General features: G+C 68.8%; 20 protein-coding genes. 14 read left to right on the forward strand and 6 right to left on the reverse strand.

The features are described from left to right. Positions 1–25 precede the first annotated feature (25 nt). A complete protein-coding gene (locus VF647_10035) occupies positions 26–3157 on the reverse strand; it encodes a CHAT domain-containing protein (GenBank protein ID HEX8452426.1) in 3132 nt (1043 codons plus the stop codon). A 204-nt stretch (positions 3158–3361) separates the two neighbouring features. Further along, on the reverse strand, positions 3362–4018 hold the full coding sequence (locus tag VF647_10040) for a YceH family protein (GenBank protein ID HEX8452427.1): 657 nt from the start codon (positions 4016–4018) through the stop codon (positions 3362–3364). A gap of 420 nt (positions 4019–4438) precedes the next feature. Here VF647_10040 and VF647_10045 point away from each other — a divergent pair, with 420 nt between their 5' ends. From VF647_10045 to VF647_10055, 3 genes are read left to right on the forward strand one after another with little or no spacing between them, the layout of a single operon-like run. After that, on the forward strand, positions 4439–5101 hold the full coding sequence (locus VF647_10045; protein ID HEX8452428.1) for a TetR/AcrR family transcriptional regulator: 663 nt from the start codon (positions 4439–4441) through the stop codon (positions 5099–5101). Beyond that, entirely contained in the window at positions 5101–6405 is a 1305-nt protein-coding gene (locus tag VF647_10050) for an AarF/ABC1/UbiB kinase family protein (GenBank protein ID HEX8452429.1), read from the forward strand. The genes VF647_10045 and VF647_10050 overlap by 1 nt, the downstream gene beginning before the upstream one ends. Further along, positions 6405–7877, forward strand: coding sequence for an amidase family protein (locus tag VF647_10055; GenBank protein ID HEX8452430.1), 1473 nt, complete (start codon positions 6405–6407; stop codon positions 7875–7877). Before VF647_10050 ends, VF647_10055 begins: the two co-directional genes overlap by 1 nt. 12 nt (positions 7878–7889) lie before the next feature. On the opposite strand, the gene VF647_10060 is transcribed toward VF647_10055, so the two are convergent. The 3 genes from VF647_10060 to VF647_10070 form a co-directional block, all read right to left on the reverse strand. Next, a complete protein-coding gene (locus VF647_10060) occupies positions 7890–8705 on the reverse strand; it encodes a hypothetical protein (protein ID HEX8452431.1) in 816 nt (271 codons plus the stop codon). An 11-nt stretch (positions 8706–8716) separates the two neighbouring features. Next, positions 8717–9718 (reverse strand): hypothetical protein, encoded by a 1002-nt coding sequence (locus tag VF647_10065; GenBank protein ID HEX8452432.1) that lies wholly within the window; start codon positions 9716–9718, stop codon positions 8717–8719. A 123-nt stretch (positions 9719–9841) separates the two neighbouring features. Further along, positions 9842–10708, reverse strand: a complete 867-nt coding sequence (locus VF647_10070) for an NAD-dependent protein deacetylase (GenBank protein ID HEX8452433.1) — start codon at positions 10706–10708, stop codon at positions 9842–9844. 446 nt (positions 10709–11154) lie between these two features. Here VF647_10070 and VF647_10075 point away from each other — a divergent pair, with 446 nt between their 5' ends. The 11 genes from VF647_10075 to VF647_10125 all read left to right on the forward strand — a co-directional run bounded on the left by VF647_10075 (position 11155) and on the right by VF647_10125 (position 21101). After that, positions 11155–12024 carry a nucleotidyltransferase domain-containing protein gene (locus VF647_10075; protein HEX8452434.1) on the forward strand — a complete coding sequence of 290 codons (870 nt, stop codon included), beginning with the start codon at positions 11155–11157 and terminating at the stop codon, positions 12022–12024. Next, positions 12021–13928 carry a penicillin-binding protein 2 gene (gene mrdA / locus VF647_10080; protein HEX8452435.1) on the forward strand — a complete coding sequence of 636 codons (1908 nt, stop codon included), beginning with the start codon at positions 12021–12023 and terminating at the stop codon, positions 13926–13928. Before VF647_10075 ends, mrdA begins: the two co-directional genes overlap by 4 nt. A 234-nt stretch (positions 13929–14162) precedes the next feature. After that, positions 14163–15239: a thiamine pyrophosphate-dependent dehydrogenase E1 component subunit alpha gene (locus VF647_10085; GenBank protein HEX8452436.1), complete on the forward strand. Its 1077-nt coding sequence runs from the start codon at positions 14163–14165 to the stop codon at positions 15237–15239. A gap of 8 nt (positions 15240–15247) precedes the next feature. After that, positions 15248–16282 carry an alpha-ketoacid dehydrogenase subunit beta gene (locus VF647_10090; protein ID HEX8452437.1) on the forward strand — a complete coding sequence of 345 codons (1035 nt, stop codon included), beginning with the start codon at positions 15248–15250 and terminating at the stop codon, positions 16280–16282. Between the two features lie 106 nt (positions 16283–16388). Next, positions 16389–17852, forward strand: coding sequence for a dihydrolipoamide acetyltransferase family protein (locus VF647_10095; protein HEX8452438.1), 1464 nt, complete (start codon positions 16389–16391; stop codon positions 17850–17852). Positions 17853–18007: 155 nt separating this feature from the next. Next, positions 18008–18700, forward strand: coding sequence for a Bax inhibitor-1 family protein (locus VF647_10100; protein HEX8452439.1), 693 nt, complete (start codon positions 18008–18010; stop codon positions 18698–18700). 192 nt (positions 18701–18892) lie between these two features. Beyond that, entirely contained in the window at positions 18893–19558 is a 666-nt protein-coding gene (gene lipB / locus VF647_10105; protein ID HEX8452440.1) for a lipoyl(octanoyl) transferase LipB, read from the forward strand. A 122-nt stretch (positions 19559–19680) separates the two neighbouring features. Beyond that, positions 19681–19905 carry a hypothetical protein gene (locus tag VF647_10110; GenBank protein ID HEX8452441.1) on the forward strand — a complete coding sequence of 75 codons (225 nt, stop codon included), beginning with the start codon at positions 19681–19683 and terminating at the stop codon, positions 19903–19905. Continuing rightward, positions 19902–20300 carry a type II toxin-antitoxin system VapC family toxin gene (locus tag VF647_10115; GenBank protein ID HEX8452442.1) on the forward strand — a complete coding sequence of 133 codons (399 nt, stop codon included), beginning with the start codon at positions 19902–19904 and terminating at the stop codon, positions 20298–20300. Before VF647_10110 ends, VF647_10115 begins: the two co-directional genes overlap by 4 nt. A 23-nt stretch (positions 20301–20323) precedes the next feature. Then, positions 20324–20914, forward strand: coding sequence for a hypothetical protein (locus VF647_10120; GenBank protein ID HEX8452443.1), 591 nt, complete (start codon positions 20324–20326; stop codon positions 20912–20914). Then, positions 20904–21101, forward strand: coding sequence for a hypothetical protein (locus tag VF647_10125; protein HEX8452444.1), 198 nt, complete (start codon positions 20904–20906; stop codon positions 21099–21101). Before VF647_10120 ends, VF647_10125 begins: the two co-directional genes overlap by 11 nt. An 84-nt stretch (positions 21102–21185) precedes the next feature. Here VF647_10125 and VF647_10130 read toward each other — a convergent pair whose 3' ends face one another. After that, the gene (locus VF647_10130) at positions 21186–21809 is read right to left on the reverse strand and encodes a ribonuclease H (protein ID HEX8452445.1); all 624 of its coding nucleotides are present in this window, start codon (positions 21807–21809) and stop codon (positions 21186–21188) included. Between the last annotated feature and the right edge of the window lie 3 nt (positions 21810–21812).

The following is a 21812-nucleotide window of genomic DNA, read 5'->3' on the forward strand; positions in this document are numbered from 1 at the left end:
TCTCTGTGTGATGCTTTTTCGTGCCTCAGCCGCCGATGTACCGGAACCCCGCCCACGCAGCCGGGGAGCGCCGGTCGGGATCGCGCGAGCGGAGCATCTCCAGCTGGGCCTCGCGCAGCGCCGCGGCCGGATCGCCCGAGCGGCGGTACGCGCGATGGAAGGCCAGCATCAGCGGCTGCGTCAGTCGGTCGTTCACGTCCCACAGGCTACCCACCACGCCGCCCGCGCCCGCTGCCATCAGCGCGCCGGAGAATCCCGCCAGCCCGCCTGACCGCCCCTCACGCGCGCGCACCGTGCGGCATGCCGCCAGCACCACCAAGCGAACACCGCGGAGCTGGAGCGCGTTCACGGCCTCCGCGGTCAGGCGCCCGGTAGTGTCCGCTCCTGCCAGCACCAGCGCCGACCGCTCCGGCCGCGCGTCGTCGAACACCGCATGGCCCGCGTAGTGGATGACGCTGGCCCCCGGCGCGCGGCCGCGCAGGGCGTCGCGCGTGGCGGCCGGGCCCTGTAGCACCACGTTGGCCCGGTACAGCGCGCGGAGCGAGTCCGCCTCCGCACGGGCGCCGTGAAGCCTGTCGAGTGCGGGGTACTGCGCTGGGTCGAACGCGGGGTCGGCTACGAGCAGCGCGGGTGCCGATCGGTTGGTGGGCGGTGCGGGCCGCGCCGCTTCGGCCAGGGTGCCCGCGAAGCGTGTCGGATGGTCCTGCACCAGGTAGCGGTTGCGCCTTTGGTCCACGAGTGCGCTGAAGGGGACGCCCGCGATCTCGCCGTCCACCACGATCACGAGCGGCGTCCCGGCCGGCTGCAGTCGATCCTCCACGGGCCGCACCAGCAGCTGATAGAGCCGCGCGAGGTCCGGCCGGGCGAGTGCCGCTCGCGCGGGCGACTCCAGCGCGCCCACGCTCCGCTCGATGGTGGCGAGGACGTGGCTGCGCCGGACGGTCTGGCGCAGCAGGCGCACGTGGCTTCCGCGCACCGTCCAGGTGAGCAGCGTGTCGCCGATCAGGGCGTACTCCACCGCCACGTGCCCCTGCGCGGCCGCGGGAGGGCCGTCCCCCACCGCGGATGCCGCGTAGCCCGGCGCGAACGAGACGCGCCCGCGCTCCACCGCCTGCAGCGCGGCGATTGTGTCGCCCGCGCGCAGCTGCAGCATCGCCAGCTGGTCGAACCGGCTGCGCGCCTGCTCCATCGCCGCGGCACGCAGCGGAGCGTCCAGGCTCTGCGAGAGGCCGCGGATGTGGGCCGCGGCCGCGCGCAGATCGTCCGTGGCGCCGGCCAGCTCTCCCCGCGCGAGCCGCGCGTCGGCTCGCTGAAACAGGGCGGGGAGGAACCAGGCCGTGTTCCTCCCCTGGCTGAAGAACGCCACCGCCGAGTCCATCTCCGCCATGGAGGCCGTGCCGGGCGTCACCAGCGGGCGGGAGAAGTGCACCGTTCCCGCGAGCCACACGCGCGCCGCCCCGGCGGGGAGCTCCGCGACGGACGACGCGGCGAGCTCCAGGTCGCGTGCCGCCTCCGGCGATCGCCGCTGTACCGAGCGGATGCGGGCGCGGCCGAGGAGGGCCTCCACGACCACCGCCGGGCGGCGGTCCCGCATCGCCACGGCGAAGTCCTCGTCCTGGATGACGGACGCGGCGCGGTGCAACTGATCCGTGGCGGCGCAGTTCGCCAGCGTGAACAGCGCGTTGTGCAGCCACACGGACGAGCGGTAGCCGCGCAGGGCCCTCAGCCCCCGGTGCATGGAGCCGTAGGCGGCGAGCGTGTCGCGATTGCGGTAGGCGGCTTCGCCTCCCATCGCCCACATCGCTCCCATGAACTCCCTTTCTCCCGCGCTCTCGAACAGCCGGGCGGAGGCCTGAAAGGGGGCACGCGCGCGGGCTGGATGGCCACCGCGGAGCAGTCCCGTGGCGCGCATCCACAGTGCGCGCGCGGCCAGGGCGGGATACCGGACGGGATCTATGCGGGGGAGGATCTCAGTGAACACGGACTCAGCCCTGCCGTATCTGCGCGCGTACACCTCTCCGGCGCCCCGGAACACTTCGGCCGAGATCGCGAGCACGGGCGAGGGCGGCCGCGCGTTCACGATGCTGGCGAACGAGTCTCGCGCGGCGACGTGCTCGGCGCTCTGGTACAGGCGCTGCCCCGCCGCGTACGCCCGGTGTGCCCGGGCGAGTGCGCGCGTGGCCGCAGGGTCGGCGCTGGCCGCGCGGATGGAGCGCACCGCGTCCCCGAGCGAGGCGTCACCCCGCCGCGCCTCCAGCGCCTTCCCCAGCCGCTCCGCCAGATCGAGCAGCTGCGCGGCGCGCGCCGCCTCGCCGGATTCGTACGCCAGGCCCCAGTCGCCCAGCACCGAGTCCCACCCGTAAAGGCGCGCCTCCTGGGGGTGCGCCGCGGCGAACGCCCGCACCTCCGCCTCGGGAGCTCCGGGGCGGGGCGGCTCGGGAATGGGGCGGTGCTCGAGGGAGCGGCGCCGCTCCCTCGCCTCGTCCGCCCACCGGCTCTTCCCGTCGATGCGCAGGTACTCCGTCCAGGCGATCCCTGCCTGCTCGTCCAGCCCGAGCGTCTGCAGCGCGAGCGCGGCGTTGAACCGCGCGGCGCGGTTCCGGGGCTCGCCCTCCACCGCCTCCAGGGCGTAGTTCAGCCCCTCCACCAGGTCGCGGGCGTTCTGGGTGCGCTGCGCGCGGACGAGGTGCGCGCCCGAGAGGTCGACCAGCACCGACACCCGCCGGCTGGTGAGCCGCAGCGCCCTCGTCAGCCGGGTGATCGCCGCGTCGGCCGCCTTCTCCGTCTCGTCGTCGCCGATGAGGGCCAGGAGCGCCGATGCCTGGAGCGAGTCCGGGTCGGAGCTTTCCCCCGCGACCGCCACCGCCTCGAATCCCCCCAGCCGCCCCGCGTCTGCCCCGCACGACTCGCGCGGCACCGTTTCGCCCGCCCCCGGCCTGAGCACGGAGCACGAGCGGTATTCGACGGGGATGGAGAACAGCGGCGAACCTGTGCGCGCCGGCCGGGCGGCCGCGAGCTCGCTCAGCACCGGGCCGCGCGAGAGACCGCCACGAGCCTCCACCACCACCGCCCCCAGGACGATGACGACGACCGGCACCACAAGGTGCCAGCGCTTCAACGGCACGTTCGACAGTAGGCGCGTTAGGGGCTGAGGCATCTGTACGTCACCCAATGCGGTAAACGACGGCCTGGCGAGTGGACAAAAGAGCGAGGAACGGCGGATTCGCGCCGTCACCGAATCGGGAATTGTCTCACACTACGCCAGCGGAGTCAACAGCGGCGGCGGTGTAAGCTCCCGCACGCCATCATATTGCGTCAGTTACCGGAAACGTGGGGTGAGATGCGCGCCCAGCGGAGCCCGCTACTGGAACTGCGCGCGGAACGCTTCGAGCTGGGCGCGCAGCTCCGCGACCTCTGCCCGCAGCTCCTCCACCGTCCGCTCCAGCGTTGCGACGCGGTCGTCATCCGCGGCGGCGCGGCGGGTGGCAACGGGCGGATCGTCGGCGGTCGTGTCGGCCGGCTCGCCGCTCATCAGGTGCGCGAAGCGGACCTCCTTCTGCCCCGCGCGCCGGGGAAGGCGTGCGGCGAGTGGCTCCGGCTGGCGGGCGATCAGCGACTCCAGCACCCCCTCCAGGTCGGCGAGATCCGCGAACGGCTCCAGGCGGGCGGTGCGCGCGTACAGCTCGCCCGGCGTCTGCGCGCCGCGAAGCATGAGCACGCCCAGCACCGCCAGCTCCCGCCTGCCGAGCTCCATCTCCTCCCGCAGCAGGTGCTCGTACTTGGTCACCCGCGAGCCCGCCGGCTGGATCTGCCGCAACAGCCCGCGCCGCCGCAGCGCGACCGTCGCGGGAACGACCGTGTCCTCGTCGAGCCGCATGATCGGCTCACGGCTGGTCGTCTGGTTGCACGCCGCCAGCAGCGCGTTCAGCGACAGCGGATAATTGTCCGGCGTCGTGACCTCCTTCTCCAGGAGCGACCCGAGAATGCGCACTTCGACGTCGGTGAGCGGGGGCTGCACGATCTGGCTCCTGTATCCGAAAGGTTATCGTGGAAAGAACAGCACGCATGTACTACACCGCGAATCAACTACCCGCGGATCACCACCCGGATGTCGCCGCCCACCCGCCCCAACCCCTGCCCCCCGCACCGACGCCGTAGGGGCAGACCTACGTGTCTGCCCACCCTCATCCCTGCCCAAATCCTCGCCCCCGCGCACCCCAACCCTGTAGGGGCCGCCCCACGTGGCTGCCCGTGCCTTCCGCCGCACCGAACCCATCATCCCGCACCCCATAACGCCGCCACACACTCATGTCCGTGTTCGCGGAACCGCCGCCAATCGCCTTCCGATCGACCTTCCTTGACAAAACATGAGTGCACTCACAATTGTTCGTGAGCGCACTCATCTTTGTGCGTCACCCCCGCAACAGGACGGGTACCGATGGCGGAACCACGCACTCCCGCGGCAAAGAAAAAGGCCTCGCTCAGGACCCCCGGCCGGCGCGCGCGCAACAAGGAAGCGACGCGCGAGAGCATCGTAACCGCGGCGCTGCAGCTTTTTGAGAGCAAGGGCTTCGAAGCGACCACGACGCGCGAGATCGCCACGCGCGCGGGCGTCGCCGAGGGGACGGTGTTCAACTACTTCGAAACCAAGGACGACATCGCGCTCCACTTCTTCAAGACGGAAGTGGACCACGCCATCGCGGCCGTCCGCGCCGACGAGTCGCTGAAGGACGCGAAGCTGGAGGAGAAGCTCTTTGCGCTGATCCACAGCCAGATCGAGTTCCTGGCGCCGTACGAAGGCTTCATCGGCGCGGCGTTCGTGCGCGCGCTGCGGCCGTCGTCGAAGCTGGCGCTGAGCCCGCGCGCGCTGGAGCTGCGGGCGCGCTACCTGGACTTCGTGCAGGACCTGATCGAGGAGTCGCTCCCCAAGCGCCGCGCGCGCGAGCTGAGCTGGATCGCGCCGCAGGCGTTCTGGATCTTCTACCTGGGCGTGCTGCTCTACTGGCTGCACGACGCATCGGCCGGCAAGCAGAACACGCTAGCCTTCCTCGACCGCTCGCTGCGCTTCGGGACGACGTTTCTGCGCGAAGGAGGGCTCTGATGCGTACCGACGACGGCGCGGCGAGACGGGCGCTGCGCATGGCCGCCATGAGCGCGGGGGTGAGCGGCAGCTACATCGGCTACATGGTGCAGCGGCTCTTTCTGGGCGAGGAGGCGCGCGACGACAAGCTGCGCGCGACCCATGCTCAGGCCGCGCGGCAGGTGACCGGCGGCCTGCTGGCGCTGCGCGGGCCGGCGATGAAGCTGGGCCAGATGCTGAGCCTGCAGACCGATCTGCTGCCGGAAGAGATGATCGAAGAGCTGGGCCGGCTGCAGATGGAGGCGCCCGGGATGCACCCCTCGCTCGTGCGCGCGCAGTTCCGGTCCAGCATGGGAAGCAACCCGGAGCAGCTCTTCGCCAAATTCGACCCGAAGCCGTTCGCGGCCGCGTCGCTCGGCCAGGTGCACGACGCGGTCACGCACGAGGGCGATGAGGTGGCCGTCAAGATCCAGTATCCGGGGATCGCCGACGCAATCGCCAGCGACTTCAAGCTGCTGCGCACCATCGCCCTCCCCGCCCAGCTCTCGAAGTACGTAACCCGCGAGCTGCTGGACGAGCTGCAGACGCAGATCGTCGCCGAGACGGACTACGAGCGCGAGGCGGAGAACATCGACTTCTTTCGCACGGGGCTGGAGCCGCTCGGCTTCGTGCGCGCGCCGCGGGTGCACCGCGAGTACTCCAGCGGGCGCGTGCTGACGATGTCGCGCCTCGAAGGCGAGCACCTGGACACGCTCCTCGCCACGGATCCGCCCCAGGAGCTGCGCGACCGCATCGGCGCCAACCTGCTGGAGCTGTACTACTTCCAGCTCCTCCACATGCAGGCCTTCCACGCCGATCCGCACTGGGGCAACTACCTCTTCCGCCACGACGGATCGATCGGGCTGGTCGACTTCGGGTGCGTGAAGTACGTGCCGCCGAAGTTCGTGGAGAACCTCCGCAAGATCTTCCTGTATCCCGGCCCGCGCGGTGCGGAGGACTTCCGCCGCCTTCTGGAGGAGCGCTACTCGCTGTACGGCAAGCGGATCGGCGTGGCGACCACGCGGGCGCTGGTGCAGTTCGCGGAGCGCTTCTACGGGCGCGTGTACCCGCCCGAGGTCGAGCGCGACGAAGAGCCGTTCGACTTCTCCGATCCCGGCGCCCTGCGCGACTACACCACGCACTCGCTGCGCGTGACGCGGGCAAAGGGCGCGCTTCCCGAGTACGCCTTTTTGGCGCGCGCGGAGGCCGGGCTGTACCAGACGCTCCACCGACTGGGTGCGCGCGTCCACACCAGCCGCATTGTCCGCCGCTACCTCGACGGCTGATGGAGGCGCGCGAGGATCTCTGCTTCTTCCCCGCGCACCGGCTCGCGGCCGACATCGCAGCGGGCACGCTCAGCTCGCGCGACGCCGTCGCCGCGCACCTGGAGCGGATCGCGCGGCTCAACGGCCGCCTGAACGCGGTGGTCTCGCTCGACGCGGATCGGGCTCGGGAGCGTGCGCGCGAGGCGGATGCCGCGCTCGGCCGCGGCGAACCGTGGGGTCCGCTGCACGGCCTGCCGGTCACCATCAAGGACACCTTTGACGTCGCCGGCCTGCGCACCACCTACGGCCATCGCCTGAGCGGGCGCAACGTGCCGGCGCGCAACGCCACCGTGGTCGAGCGCCTCGTCGCGGCGGGCGCCATCGTGCTGGGGCACACCAACGTGCCCGAGGGCGCGCACGACTGGCAGTGCGTCAGCCCCTTCTTCGGCCGCACATCCAACCCGTGGGACCTCGCGCGCACCCCCGGCGGCAGCTCCGGCGGCGCGGCGGCGGCGTTGGCGGCGGGCCTCTCGCCGCTCGACATTGGCAGCGATGCGGCGGGGTCCATCCGCGTGCCGGCCCACTTCTGCGGCGTCTTCGCCCTCAAGCCGACGGAGAACCGCGTGCCGGCGACGGGGCACTCCGTCATCCCCGGGATGCTGCGCCCCTTCCGCCGCATCGTCTGCTACGGCCCCATCGCCCGCACCGTCGCCGACCTGTCGCTCGTGCTGCCGCTGATCGAGGGACCGGATGGTCACGACTGGGAGGTGCCTCCTCCGCCTCCTATGTCGCCTGATTCCCACGCGCCACGCCGGTTCGCGCTGAGCTTCGGCCCCTTTCCGCTCGACGACGGCGTGCGGCGTGTCATCCAGGGCGCCGCGGCACGGCTGCGCGAGGCGGGGCACACGGTCGATGAGCGCGACCCGCCGGGCTTCGATTTCAAGGAGGCGCTGGACGTGTGGGGCCGCATCCTTGGCGCGGAGGTCGGCGGAGCCATGCCCGCGCCGCTGCGGGTGATGTGGCGCGCCATCCTCGGCCCGCGCTATGGCCGGAGCGCGTGGAGCCGCGGCTACGTCGCGGGCCTCGGCGGCGGCATGCGCTCATACGCGAAGGCGCTGGAGCGGCGCGACCGGCTGATCGGCGCCGCGGAGGCGTTCCTCTCGTCGTACGACGCGTGGCTCCTTCCCGCCGCCGCGACCGCCGCGTTCACCCACCGCCGGATCGGCGCGCGCATCCGCGTCAACAGGCAGAAGGTTGCGTACTCCCTTTCGAACGGCGCGCACTGCTGCGCCATCGGAGTGCTGGGCGCACCCGTCGTCTCCATCCCCGCCGGCCTGGACGAGGAGAGAGTGCCGGTCGGCTTCCAGATGGTCGCCCGCCGCTGGCGCGACATGGAGCTTCTCGATGTCGCCGCGGATGTGGAACGGGCGCTCGGCGGCTTCCGAGCTCCGCCCGCACATGACGTGTGTTCATCAGTCCTTGGTGAGCGATGACACACGATTGGCTCACGTGCTGGATGTGAGCCGCCAGGCGTCGTTCAGATCGGCTTGGTTGCGCTTCCACAGCCAGTCGGGAAGCAAAGGCGATGATGCGCGGCCAATCTGGTACTCATACCACTGTTTGATTGCGTCAGCCTCCGTGACTTCGCCTCGCAGCAGATGACTGCCGGTTGTGTACGAACGCTCACTTCGCTCCAAGAGCTTGTAATAGTTCCAGGGGTGTCGGATCGCCCCAAGAGAGAAGATCAGCAGCAGCCATGCTGTGACCACCTTGCCGATGCTGGCTCGGGCGGTGACTGAGGAAACCTCGATCGACGCGACGATCAGGGCTGTGAATGCGAAAACCACCGCAACGCAGATAAGGCCGATCCACACCCGGAGCATCAGCTTCGACTGTTGCCGCGTGTACCAGGCAGATTCGACGAGGTTTTCGATCGCCTTGCGAGGACCAGAAGGTTCTGAACTTGTGAAGTACGTATCCGGAACCTGCGATTCGGTGAACCGCTTGCGAAGTGCCCTCGGCAGCTCCCACACAATGTCTCGCTTGTCCGCCTCGGTGATCTCCATATTGAACGACCTGCACAGGTCCAGCTTCCGCAGCAGCGCTTCCGATCCGCTCTTTTCGACATCTGAACGCCACTGGAACAGTTCCGCTGCCACGGCGAACGCAAATACGACACATGCGATGTAGAGAGGTGGTCGCGGAAGGAGTGCCGCGATTGCACCGACGAGAAACGCTGCCACTCTGCACGAATTAGCCACCGTCCAGAGGCGCTTCGCTCGCGTAAAGCGGTTCTGGTTTATGGATCGTAAGTCGAGCATGGTTAGTTCGTTCACCCGAACGCGGGAAGATCAGTTCCGAATACATCTTTCCAGTGATTGATCGCTGCGCGCTCCTCTCCCCGCGCTTGCGCGTCGAGCGCAGCCGCAGCGGACGCCGCGTGGCTCGACGCCTTCGCTGAAACTGCTGTCCTGTCTTCCCAATTCAGCTTGTTGATGTTCTGCTGAATGCCTTTCGGGTCCGCAACGTCCGTCAGAATCGAATGGGAGATCTGTCTCAGCACTCGCGCGACTTCGCTTTCAGGGCGTGCCGTGACCTGGTACGACGATTGATCGTAGAGATCCAGGACCAGGCATTCAAGAAGGTATGGAGGCACCGTTTTCACACTCGGACGTTGGTTCCAGAACTTGGTTAGGCGTATCACGTTCCACAGATGTCCAGCGTACCGCGCGTTGATGGATTCCACTCGTTCGTTGTCAATTCGAGGATCCGTCTTCATCCAGTGCCCCTTTCCATTCGGGATTACGTAGTACGTTCGTCCATCTAACTCGGTGGCTGTGATGAAGCTCGGTACGATGTCGAAGGCCCAAGGATAGGAGGACAAGCTCAGAACGGCTGCGACCTCGTTCCGCTTGATCTCGGCCTTCTGGTACTGCGGGATTTCTTTTAATCGTGCTACGAATTCGTTGATCACCCTGCGGGAATTGAGCTCGTCCGTTCCGTCATGGCAAAGGCGCCTCAAAGCGATCTCTTCGGGCACTTTCAACTTTACTGTGCCGTCAGGTTCGGTCGTGTAGGTAGTTCCTAAACCCTTCAACCCGATCATCAAATCGATATCGTCCAATTCCTTGATCTTCGTGCGGCGCGTGAAGGAACCGTAATGAAGATTTATCTGAGGGTACAGGGCCGGGAACTCGGCGCCGTCCTCTGGCCAGCCGCTGATCTGCCGGAGCAGCCAATCCCGGCTATCCCGTGCTCTTTTGACGACTGCTTGGTCGAGGTTTATCGAATCCCGCAACAGCTGGTCGATTGCGGCAACAGCGGTTTTCGCCATGTGGATTGCCCCAGGGGTAGAGGCCAGCGTGTGACTGAAATGGCAGACGTCTTTCGAAGTTTTGCGCTTTGCCAGCGCGCTCGCAAGTGGCACTAAATACGCGGCGCAGTGATCGACAGCTTACTAGCTAGCAAGCACCAGCGCGTCCGCGATGCCGGGAAGCACGCTCCCGAGCCTCCCCTCCACCTTGGCGGCGGCGAGGTCATCGGCGCGGGTGGGACCGATGTTGATGATGGCGATGGGGACGCCCTCCTTCTCGGCGCGGTAGATGAAGCGGCGCCCGGAGTAGACGGTGAGCGACGAACCGGCCACCAGGAGGACGTCGCCCTCTTCGAAGAGGCTCCATGCGTCCTGCACGCGCTCCGCAGGGACGTTCTCGCCAAAGAAGACGACATCCGGCTTCACCACGCCGCCGCACGCCTCGCACGCGGGAACGCGGAAGCTCTCCACCACCGATGCGGAAAGATCCGCGTCGCCATCGGGCGCCACCTCGATTCCGCGCAGCCGGTCCATCCACTCCCCGTTCAGCGACCGAAGCCGCTCCTGGTGCTCGTCGCGCGGGGTGACGCGGCCGCACGACAGGCAGCGCACCCACGCCAGCGAGCCGTGCAGCTCCACCACGCGCCGGCTGCCGGCTTCCTGGTGGAGCCCGTCCACGTTCTGGGTGATGATCCCGCGCACGAGGCCGCCCTCTTCCAGCCGCGCCAGCGCGTGGTGCGCCGCGTTCGGCCGCGCGGAGGCGATGCGGGCCCAGCCGGCCGTGCTGCGCGCCCAGTAGCGCACGCGCGCCGCCTCACTGCGCACGAACTCCTGGTACTGGATGGGGGTGCGGGTGCGCTGGATGTTCTCCGGGCTCCGGTAGTCGGGGATGCCGGATTCCGTGCTGCACCCCGCCCCCGCCAGCACCACGATGCGCCGGCCGCGGAGCAGGTCGAGCATGGGTTCCAGCGCGGGTGTCTGCGAGGTGACGATCATCGATTCAGCTTCCACAACGATGCTGGTGAGGGTGATGCGTTCGGTACTCTCGCGAGGCGCCGCCGTTCCGCATACCATGCTGCATAGGTGCGTGCCCGTGGCCGGACCGCGGCACATGCGCAGGGCACGGGCAGCCACGCGGGGCTGCCCCTACAAGAAGGGGTTGGTGTGGTCGATGTGGGGCGGCGCAACGCGGGGCACGGGCGCGATAAATCGCGCCCCTACGGGTCGGGGTGACGGGGGGCGGTGAAATCGCGCCGACGGATCGGGGCGAATGGCGGAGGTCGAGGCGTGGCGGGGGAGGGCAGACACGCAGGTCTGCCCCTACGGGTGGCGGTGCGAAGGGCGGAGGAGAGGGCGGATCTTCGCGCCGAGTCCGCGAAGGCGGACTTTGTGCTGTTGTTGCAGCGAGTTCACTCGCCCATCTTACAGGCCCGCTCCTTGCCCCACCTACCCCCGCAATGACACCCTACCCGGACATCCGCGCATTCCTGACGCCGCGCCAGTTGGCCGCGGCGCGGGAGGTGGTGCGGCGGGTGAGGGGGGAGGTCGATGCGGAGCTGTGGCGCGTCTTCCTCTTCGGATCGCGGGCGAGGAGGGAGGCGCGGCCGGATTCCGACGTCGATCTGCTGCTGGTGTTCAAGCGGCTGCCGCCGGACAGGGAGCCGCAGGCGGGGGAGGCGGAGGACATCGCGGAGGAGGTGGCGGAGCGGAGCGGGGTGCCGGTGACGGTGTGGTCCGTGTCGCTGCCGGACCTGGAGCGCGGGCGCCGCACGCCGATGCTGGTGGACGCGCTGGACGACGGCATCCCGCTCTGGCCGGAGGGCGGCGCGCCGCTCCACCTTCCGTTCACCCGCGAGGACGCCGTGTGGTGCACCGGGTGCCTCCTGGACCGTGTGGCCGAGGGCGGCGCTGAAGTCCCCGCGCTCCTCCGCGTGGGCGACGTCGAGGGCGCGGCGCGGCGGGTGCGCGACGACGTGGTGCGGCTGTGCACCGCGCTGCTGCTCCTGCACGGCGAGACGCGGCCGAGGCGAGGGGAGGCGGTGCGACGCATTCCATCCCGCGATCCGGTGCTGCGCTGGGCGGCGGAGGCGTGGGGGCCGCCGGGGCACGAGGAGGACGCGCCCGTGCCGCCGCCGCCGGGGGGCTTCGGCGCGGCGTTCGCGGTGGTGGAGCGGCTGCGCGGTGAGGTCGTGCGCGGACGCGGCAGGCTGGTGGAGCGGGCGCGAAGCTTGCGGGATCATGCGGTGTATTACTCGCCGGACCGCCCCATCCGCGCAGCATCCGGAGCGGGCCAGACGGCACCTCGATCACCCCGAGTGCAACCATGAAGCTGATCCAGACGGACGGGCGCCAGCGGCGTACGCTGTCGGCCGTGTTCACCGTGACGTTCGTGCTGAGCATCCTGCTCACCGCGTTCTTCCAGACGCAGGTGGTGAGCGGAAAGCAGTTCGCCATCCGCGCGGAGGAGAACCGGCTGCGGCCCATCGTGATCCCCGCGCCGCGCGGCACCATCGTGGACCGCAACGGCGAGGTGGTGGCCACCAGCCTGACCGCCTACTCCGTCGCCGTCCTCCCGGGCGACTCCAGCGTCATCCGCACCACGCTCCGCGACCTGATGCCCTTTCTGGGCCTCGCGGAGGCGGACGTGGAGGATATGATGCGGAGGCGCAACGGGCGCCCGCACGACCTGCTGGAGATCACCAACCGCGCCACGTACTCGCAGGCCGCCGCCATCGAGGAGCGCCGCGCCGCGTTCCCTAACCTCCTGGTGGTGGAGCGGCCGCAGCGCTACTACCCGGCTGGGCCGGCCATCGGCCACATGATCGGCTACGTGACCGAGATCACCAAGGAGCAGCTGGAGCTTCCCGAGTACAAGGAGGCCGGCTACCGGCAGGGGCGGCTGATCGGCCAGGCGGGGATGGAGAAGCAGTACGAGCTTCAGCTCACCGGCGAGGACGGCGCGCGCTACGTGGAGGTGGACGCCAAGGGGCGCGTGGTGAACCCCACTTCGTCCGTCGGCGCGCTGGCGCCCAAGCCGGGCGGGCAGCTCAAGCTTACCATCGACCTGGCGCTGCAGCAGTACGTGCACGAGATCTTCCCGGACACCATGAACGGCGCCGTGGTGGCGATGGTGCCGTCGACCGGCGAGATCCTGGCGCTGTACAGCAACCCGACGTACGACCCGAACTCCTTCGTGGGGCGCATTCCGCCGGTGCTGTGGAAGGAGCTGAACACCGACCCGCGCAAGCCGCTCCTCAACCGCGCCATCAACGCCATCTACCCGCCCGCATCCACCTGGAAGCTGGCGACGGCGGTGATGGGGGTGCAGCGCGGGCTGGTGACGGGCACCACGCACATGCCCATCGCGTGCACGGGCGGCATGGCGTACATGGGGCGCTACGCCCGATGCCACTACGCCCGCGGCCACGGAAACCTGGACCTGGCGCACGCCATCGAGAAGAGCTGCAACGTGTACTTCTACCAGCTCGGCATCCGCATGGGGCTGGAGACGCTACTGGCGGAAGGGACGCGGATGGGCTTCAACCGCAAGACCGGGATCGACATTCCGGGAGAGGTGCGGCCCATCTTCCCGCGCAGCGTGGCGGCCCTGCGCAGGCGGCAGGGGCACGTGGCGCCGTCGGAGATCATGAGCTTCGCCATCGGGCAGGGCGCCAACTCGCAGACGGTCATCAACATGGCGCAATTCTACGCCGCCATGGCGGGCAACGGCACCGGCATCGCCCCGCACCTGGTGGTCAACGACGAGAACTCGAAGCGCCAGTCGATCGACCTGCGGCTGGACACCAAGGGGCTGGAGTCAATCTGGAGCGGGCTGCAGCTGGTGACGGAGGAGGACGGCACGGCGGTGCAGAGCTCGCTGGAGCGCTACAAGCTCTACGGCAAGACGGGGACGGCGCAGAACAAGCCGAATCCGGACCACGGCTGGTTCGTGGGCTTCGCGGGCGTGCCCGGCAAGGAGCCGGAGATCGTGGTGGCGACCATCGTGGAGTTCGGCCTGCACGGCGACGCGGCGGCGCCGCTGGCGTCCAAGATCGCCAACTTCTACCTGGACCGGAAGCACGGGCACCCCTTCGACCCCATCCCCACCTGGGGCGAGCGGATCCGCGCGGGACGAGTGTGGAAGTTCGATCCGAACGGGCGCACGCTCACGCCTCCGGGCGGCACGCCCAGGCCGCAGCCGACCGAGCGCACCATCCCCGGACCGGGCTGAGCGGCGCGCGCGCATGAAAACGGAGCGGCGGAGGCCCGGGCTTCCGCCGCTTTGCTTTGGGTTGACGGCGCCGGGGGGCGCGCGCCAAGTTGTCGTGCTTCGAACCGCATCCTTGTAACAGCGGTTTCACACAGAGACACAGAGACACAGAGGAAGAACGGCAGAGGGGTTTTCTGCGGCTTTCCGTTCTTCTCCGCGGTCTCCGTGTGAAATGCTGTTGGAACTTTGGCATTCATGGCAAGCAAGACCAAGTCGCCCCCCGCCGCCGCGATCCCGCACGGGCTCACACGCGAGCAGCTCCTGGAGATGTACCGGCTGGTGCGGCTCACCCGCTCGCTGGAGGAGAAGCTCGAGAACCTCTTCCGGCAGAGCAAGGTGGTGGGGGGGCTCTTCCGCTCGCTGGGGCAGGAGGGCGAGTCGGTGGCATCGGCGTTCGCGCTGCGGCGCCGCACGGACGGTACGGGCGACATGCTCTCGCCGCTGATCCGCAACCTGGGCTCCATGATCACCGTGGGCGCCACGCCGGCCGAGGTGGTGCGGCAGTACATGGCCAAGGGCGACTCGCCGGCGCGCGGCAAGGAGCTGAACATCCACTTCACCGACTACCAGCGCGGCTTCATCGGGCAGATCTCGCCGCTGGGCGACCTGGTGCCGGTGATGGCGGGGGTGACGCTCACCTTCAAGCAGCGCGGCGAGGACCGGGTGGGGATGGTCTACATCGGCGACGGCGCCACCTCCACCGGCGCCTTCCACGAGGGGATCAACTTCGCGGCCGTGCAGCGCTGCCCGCTGGTGGTGATCGTGGAGAACAACCAGTGGGCCTACACCACCCCCACCCGCCTGCAGACCGCCGCCAAGTCGTTCGTCGACAAGGCGCCCGGCTATGGCGTGGCGGCGGAGAAGGTAGACGGCAACGACATGCTGGCCGTCTACGGTGCCGCGAAACGCGCCGTGGACCGCGCGCGCGCCGGCGAGGGGGTCACGCTCATCGAGGTGATGACGTACCGCCGCAAGGGCCACGCGCAGCACGACAACCAGAGCTACGTCGACCCGGCCGAGATCGACCGCTGGGCCGCGACCAACGACCCGATCGACCGCTACATCGTGGCGCTCAAGGAGAACGGCTGGGCGACGGCCGACGAGCTGCGTGCCATCGACGAGCGGATCGACGCGGAGCTGGACGCCACCATCGCCGAAGCCGAGACGTCGCCCCTCCCGGAGCCGGAGGAGGCGCTGACCGACGTGTACGCGGACGGGCCGGTGCGTGCCCCCTGGACGCGCCACACCCCCGCCGACCCCACCCAGGCCTGAGCACTTCGATGTCGACCGTGGTCAACGAGAAGCCGGAAGCGGCCCGCATGTCCGAGCAGGGCAAGCCCGTCACCCTGCTGGAGGCGATCCGCGAGGGGATCTGGGAAGAGATGGAGCGCGACGAGCGCGTCTTCCTGATGGGCGAGGACATCGGGGCGTACGGCGGCGCCTTCAAGGTCACCGAGGGGATGCAGCAGTACTTCGGCGCCCCGCGCGTGATCGACACCCCCATCTCCGAGATCGGCTTCACGGGGGCGGCGGCCGGCGCGGCGCACGTGGGGATGCGCCCGGTGATTGAGATGCAGTTCATCGACTTCATCTCGTGCGCGTACGACATGATCACCAACTACGTGGCCACGTCGCGCTACCGGGGCTCCGGCCCGCAGCCCATCGTCATCCGCGGCCCGTCCGGCGGATACGTGCGCGGGGGCCCGTTCCACTCGCAGAACCCGGAAGCTGCTTTCTTTCACACGCCGGGCCTCAAGATCGTGTACCCGGCCACCGCGCGCGACGCCAAGGGCCTCATCAAGGCCGCCATCCGCGACGACGACCCGGTGCTCTTCTTCGAGCACAAGTGGCTGTACCGCCGCCCGCAGCTTCGCGAGGTGCTCCCGGCGGAGGACTACATCGTCCCCATCGGCAAGGCGCGCACGCACCGCGAGGGGAAGGACCTCACCATCGTCACCTACGCTGCGATGGTGCACAAGAGCGAGGAAGCGGCCGAGATCCTGGAAAAGGAGGACGGCCTGTCGGTGGAGATCATCGACCTGCGCACCCTCCTGCCGCTGGACGAGGACGCGATCCTGGAGTCGGTCAGGAAGACGAACCGCCTCCTGGTCGTCCACGAGGACACCCGCACCGGCGGCATCGCCGGCGAGATCGCGATGCGGGTGAACGAGAAGGCCTTCGAGTGGCTGGACGCGCCCATCCTGCGCGTCACGGCCCTCGACGCCCCCATCCCGTACTCCCCGCCGCTGGAGGACTACTTCCTCCCGCAGACGGAGGACATCGTGAAGGCGGCGCGGCACCTGGCGAACTACTAGTCCTAAGTGCTAAGTGCTAAGTGCTAACCGACCTGCAGTTCAGCACTTAGCACTTAGCACTTCACCACTCGGCACTTACTAACCTGCACCGTACCGGATCTAAACCATGGCCCGTATCGAAGTCCCGATGCCCCAGATGGGCGAGTCCATCGCCGAGGGCACCGTGTCGGTGTGGCTCAAGAAGGTGGGCGACAAGGTGGAGCGCGACGAGCCCATCATGGAGATCGCCACCGACAAGGTGGACGCCGAGATCCCGTCCCCCGCGGCCGGCATCCTCACCGAGGTCGTGGTGCAGGAAGGCCAGACCGTGGAGGTGGGGACCATCGTCGCGTACATCGAGACGGACGTGAACGCGGCCGCCGGTGCCGCTGCTTCGGCCCCTGCGCCCGCCGCGGCGGGCGAGCCCGCGGCCGGCGTCCCCGGCGAGACGGCGACCACGCTCCCCGAGTCCTCCGTGGGCCAGCCGGAGACGGGCGGCGGCGCGGGGGCTCCCGCGGACGGCCGCTCGGCTTCCGAGGACCCGGCTCCAATGGCGCCCGCCCACGACGGCGGTCCCGAGACGGCGGAGGAGCGCCTGCGCCGCAAGAGCACGCCGCTCGTCCGCAAGATCGCCGCGGAGCACGGGGTGGAGGTCAGCGCCGTTCCCGGCACCGGGCGCGCGGGCCGCGTCACCAAGGACGACATACTGCGCTTCGTGGAGGAGAAGGCGTCGGCTCCGGTCGCCGCGCCCAGCGCGCAGCCCGCGACCGCTGGCGCCGCGCCGGCCCAGCAGCCGCCCAAGCGCCCCGCCGCGCCGCGCGAGGACGGCGAGGGCTTCGGATGGGACGAGTTCTACACGCGCGTGGAGCACCCGGCCGTCACCGCCGGGCCCAACGACCGCGTGGAGCCGATGAGCCGCATCACGCAGATCATCGCGCAGAACATGGTGCTCTCGCGGCGCATCTCGCCGCACGTGCACTCTTACTTCGAGGTGGACTACTCGCGGATCGACCAGGTGCGCGCCAAGTCGAAGCGCGCCTGGGCCGAGGCGGGGGTCAAGGTCACCTACACGCACTTCATCGCGAAGGCGGTGGCGCAGGCGCTGCGCGAGCATCCCAAGCTCAACGCCACCATCAGCGGCACGGACGTCATCTACCGCGCCGACGTGAACGTGGGGATCGCCGTGGCCATCGAGAACGGGCTGATCGTGCCCGTGGTGCGCGGCGCGGACGACCTGTCGCTCGTGGGGCTGGCGCGCCGCATCAACGACCTGGCGACGCGCGCGCGCAACCGCCAGCTCAAGCCGGAAGAGATCCAGGGCGGCACCTTCACCATCACCAACCCGGGAATCTTTGGCACCACCATCGGCTTCCCCATCATCAACCAGCCGCAGGTGGCCATCATGGGCGTCGGCGGCGTGGAGATGCGCCCGGCCGTGGTGACGGACGAGTTCGGAAGCCACGCGATCGTCGCCCGCAAGCGCGGCTTCATCTCCCTCGGCTACGACCACCGCCTGGTCAACGGCGCGGACGGCGACCAGTTCCTCGCCCGCGTCAAGGAGCTGATGGAGAGCGCCAGCGAGAACGGCTGAGCGGCTCCGGCGGATGGGTGTGCGGGAGGCCGGCGCGGGTGCGCCGGCCTCCCGTTTCGCTTGTGCGCCGCGCCGTTCGTGTTTATCCTTTGGGACCCGCCGCCGGGCTCCCGCCGGAGCCAGCTTCCTCATTCTTCCGTGAGAGACCCATCCAGATGAACGATTTCACCACGCCGTTTCCAGCGGTATCCGGGCTCGACGCCGCGCGGCGTCAGACCTTCATCTCGCGCACCTACAAGCACCTCCTTGTCGCCATCCTGGGCTTCGCGGCGGTGGAGACGTTCTTCTTCCGCGCCGGCCTCGCCTACCCGATGGCGCAGGCAATGCTCGGGGTGAGCTGGCTGCTGGTGATCGGCGGCCTGATGGTGGCCGGGTGGCTGTTCAGCGGGATGGCCGCGCGCTCGGAGTCGAAGGCGGGCCAGTACGCGGCGCTCGCCGGCTACGTGGTGGCCGAGGCCATCTTCTTCGTCCCGCTCCTGGTGATCGCCGAGTACTCCGCGCCGGGTGCCATCGGCAGCGCGGCCGTGGCGACGCTGGTGGGCTTCGCGGGGCTGACGTTGGTGGCCATGTACAGCGGCAAGGACTTCACCTTCCTGGGCAGCGCGCTGCGCTGGATGGGTGTGTCTGCGCTGGTGCTGATCGTGTGCGGCGTGATCTTTGGCTTCCAGCTCGGCACCTTCTTCTCGGTGGCGATGGTCGTCTTCGCGGGCCTCGCCATTCTGTACGAGACGTCCAAGGTGATGAACACCTACCCGGAAGACCGCTACGTCTCCGCCGCGCTCGCGCTCTTTGCGTCGGTCGCGCTCCTCTTCTGGTACGTGCTGCGCATCTTCATCTCGCGGCGGTAGGCGCTCTTCCGGTTTGAGAAGCGGGGCCCCGGGGTTGCCCGGGGCCCCGCTTCTTCTTAAAAGGAGAACAGATGGGCTCACACAGAGCCACACAGGAAACTGAAAGAACAAACAAGGGAGTTCTCTGTGCCCTTGTCGTTCTCTCCGCGTCTCTGTGTGATGCTTGTTTGTCTTTTTCGTTCTGAGAGGATCATGCAGGATCTGACGCGTACACTCGCGGTAAGCCGCCTGGGCACTGTCTCGTACGCGGACGCGCTTGCGCTGCAGGCCGGGTTGGTGGCGCAGCGGCGCGCGGGCGAGATCCCCGACACGCTCCTGCTGCTGGAGCACCCGCACGTCATCACGCTCGGCAGCGGTTCGCACGACGAGCACGTGCTGGTCTCGCCGCAGGAGCGGGCGGAGCGGGGGATAGAGCTGTTCGAGACGGGGCGAGGCGGGGACGTGACCTACCACGGCCCCGGCCAGCTCGTCGGCTACCCGATCCTGGACCTGAAGCCGGACCGCTGCGACCTGCACCGCTACCTCCGTGACCTGGAGGAGGCGCTGATCGGCGTCCTCGCCGAGTTCGGGCTGGAGGGCGGGCGCAAGGACGGGTTGACGGGCGTGTGGGTGGAGGACCGCAAGCTGGCCGCGATCGGCGTGCGCGTCTCCTCCGGCTGGATCACGAGCCATGGCTTCGCGCTGAACGTCAGCACGGACCTCTCCTTCTTCGGCACCATCGTCCCGTGCGGCATCCGCGCCCACGGCGTCGGCTCCATCTCAGGCGAACTCGGCCGCCCCGTCCCCATGCCCGACGTTGAGGCCGCTGCCGTGCGCAGCTTCGAGCGCATCTTCGGAGCGGTAGCGCACCCCGGCTGACGCCCTAAGTCCATATGGGGACGGCCGCTGGCGCATTGTGCGCGCACTTGGGGCCGTAGCGCTTGACGGGGTGTTCTGTTGTGGTTAGGGTGGATCATACCCGCCCCCACCGAGGAGGAGCAATGGCGGATCTCACGATCAACGACATACCCGAAGGGCTCGCGCCAGACGAACACCGCAAACCCGAGGGCGAGGCTTTTCCTCCGCTTTCGGAAGGGCTGCGAAATACGCCGTCGCCGACGGGCGGGACTAAGCTCGAGCGTGCCCGCGCGTTCGTTGCACGGCAGCACGGCAAGCCCCTGACGCCGGAATTGATAGAAGAAGCGATCAACACGGGGCGTCCGTGATCGTCGCCGATACCAACCTGATCGCGTATTTGCTGATCGCGGGGCCGTTCACCATGGATGCGCAGCGGGTGCTGGAGATCGATGAGGAGTGGCTCGCTCCACCCCTCTGGCAGAGCGAGTTCCTGAACGTGCTCTGGCTCTCGGTCCGGACGCGAGTTCTCTCCCATGCTCTCGCGGACGAGGCCTATTCCGAGGCCGAAGTTCTGGTGCGCACCGCGGAGCGCCCCATCCCGCAGCGGGCGCTCGCACTCGCGGTCGCATCCGGGTGCTCGCCGTACGATTGCGAGTTCGTCGTGCTCGCGCAGGCCACGGGCGCGCCGCTCGTCACGAATGACCAGAAGGTGCTGGCGGCGTTTCCGGGTGTGGCGGTGTCGCTGCGCGGGTTCGGCGGATAGGGCGCGGTAAGGACGTGAAGCGCATGGCACTCAACCCGCAGCCCTCCGCCCCGCGACCGACTTCCACTCCGTCCAGAGGCGGCACGGAGCAGACGGGACCCGCGCAGCGGGCGGGGCAGGATACGTCGACGACGCCTGGACGCCGCGCCGCGAATGCCAAGAGCGATCCCGTCAACTCGATCATCGACCCGCTGGTTCCGTCTTGGGAGCCGGCGCGCGGAATGGGACGAACGGCGGTTTACCTCGCCGAGATCCTGCTGTGCCTCGTTCTCGCTGTCCTGATAGGCAACATCCTGCACCGGGTAGCGTACTTCCTGTTCGCTTTCTTCTGGCGCGGCAAGTGGAGGGAGGAGCCTCGCGACCTCAAGATCTCGCTGGGCAAGGAGGGAGTGATCGTTGAGACGCTACAGAAAGCACGGATGGCGCAGACCCCGGTCCAGAGTAAGCTGATCAGCGACCTGGCGGTGCGCGTTGACAATCTGGAGGGCGGTCATAATACTTTGGTACAGACTGTGAATGGCCTCATCAAGGTAGAGAGGGAGCAGGTACTTGGGGTCGCCACGGAACCGAATGCGGAAAATGCGGCCGACGAGGACGAGTACGATGACCACTGAAGCCAGGAATGCCCGGCTGCGGGAGCTGCGGAGGCTTCAGGCACTCGCCGATTCCTCGATGATCGGGGATGAGCAGCGCGCAACGCACCGTGCCCGTTTTTCCGAGTTCCAGCAGCAGATGAAGGCGATCGACGAAGCCGCCGCCGCGACGCTCCGGAGACACGGGATCGTCGTGCTCGGCGCCTGATCTTCCGCAGCAACCAAACACGCGCGATCTGAGGCCCAGCTCCCTTTTGAGGAGGCGGGGCCTTTCTGTTCCGGTGAGCCCGGGTCAGCCCCGCGGCAGGGCGCGCGCGGGCTTGAAGCCGGCTTCGTCGGGGGGGATGGCGAAGAAGTCGAGGAACTTGTCGCGCTCCTGCTGCTTCGCGATCCAGTCGTCGAAGCCGGATTCCACCAGGCCACCGCTGTTGAGCTGCTTGGTGGCGGCGCGGATGGCGAGGTCGTTGGCGTACTCGTTCTGCGGATGGCCCGCGTGGCCCTTCACCCAGCGCCACATGATCTTGTGGCGCACCGCCGTGCGCAGCAGCTCCTTCCACTGCTCCAGGTTCTCGATCTCCCCCGTCTTGCGAGTCCAGCCGCGGGCGGCCCACCCGTGCACCCACTGCGTCATTCCGTCCACCAGGTAGCGGCTGTCGGTGGTGAACACCACGCGCGACGCGGCCTTGAGCGCCGCCAGCGGGAGGATGGCGCTGCGGATGGCCATGCGGTTGTTGGTGGTGTCCGGCTCCGAAAGCCAGAAGTCGCGCCGCACCCAGCCGCGCTCGGGGTGGAAGAACTCCACCAGGCCCGCGGCGCCGCCGGGACGCGCCCTGTCCTTGAACTGGTTGCCCAGGCACGATTCGTCGGCGTAGATGTGGATCAGCGGCTGGGTCTGCGAGGGGCTCGGGACGCTCAAGAA

Origin of the sequence: Longimicrobium sp. (assembly GCA_036387335.1) — a bacterium.
Taxonomy (GTDB): Bacteria; Gemmatimonadota; Gemmatimonadetes; order Longimicrobiales; family Longimicrobiaceae; genus Longimicrobium.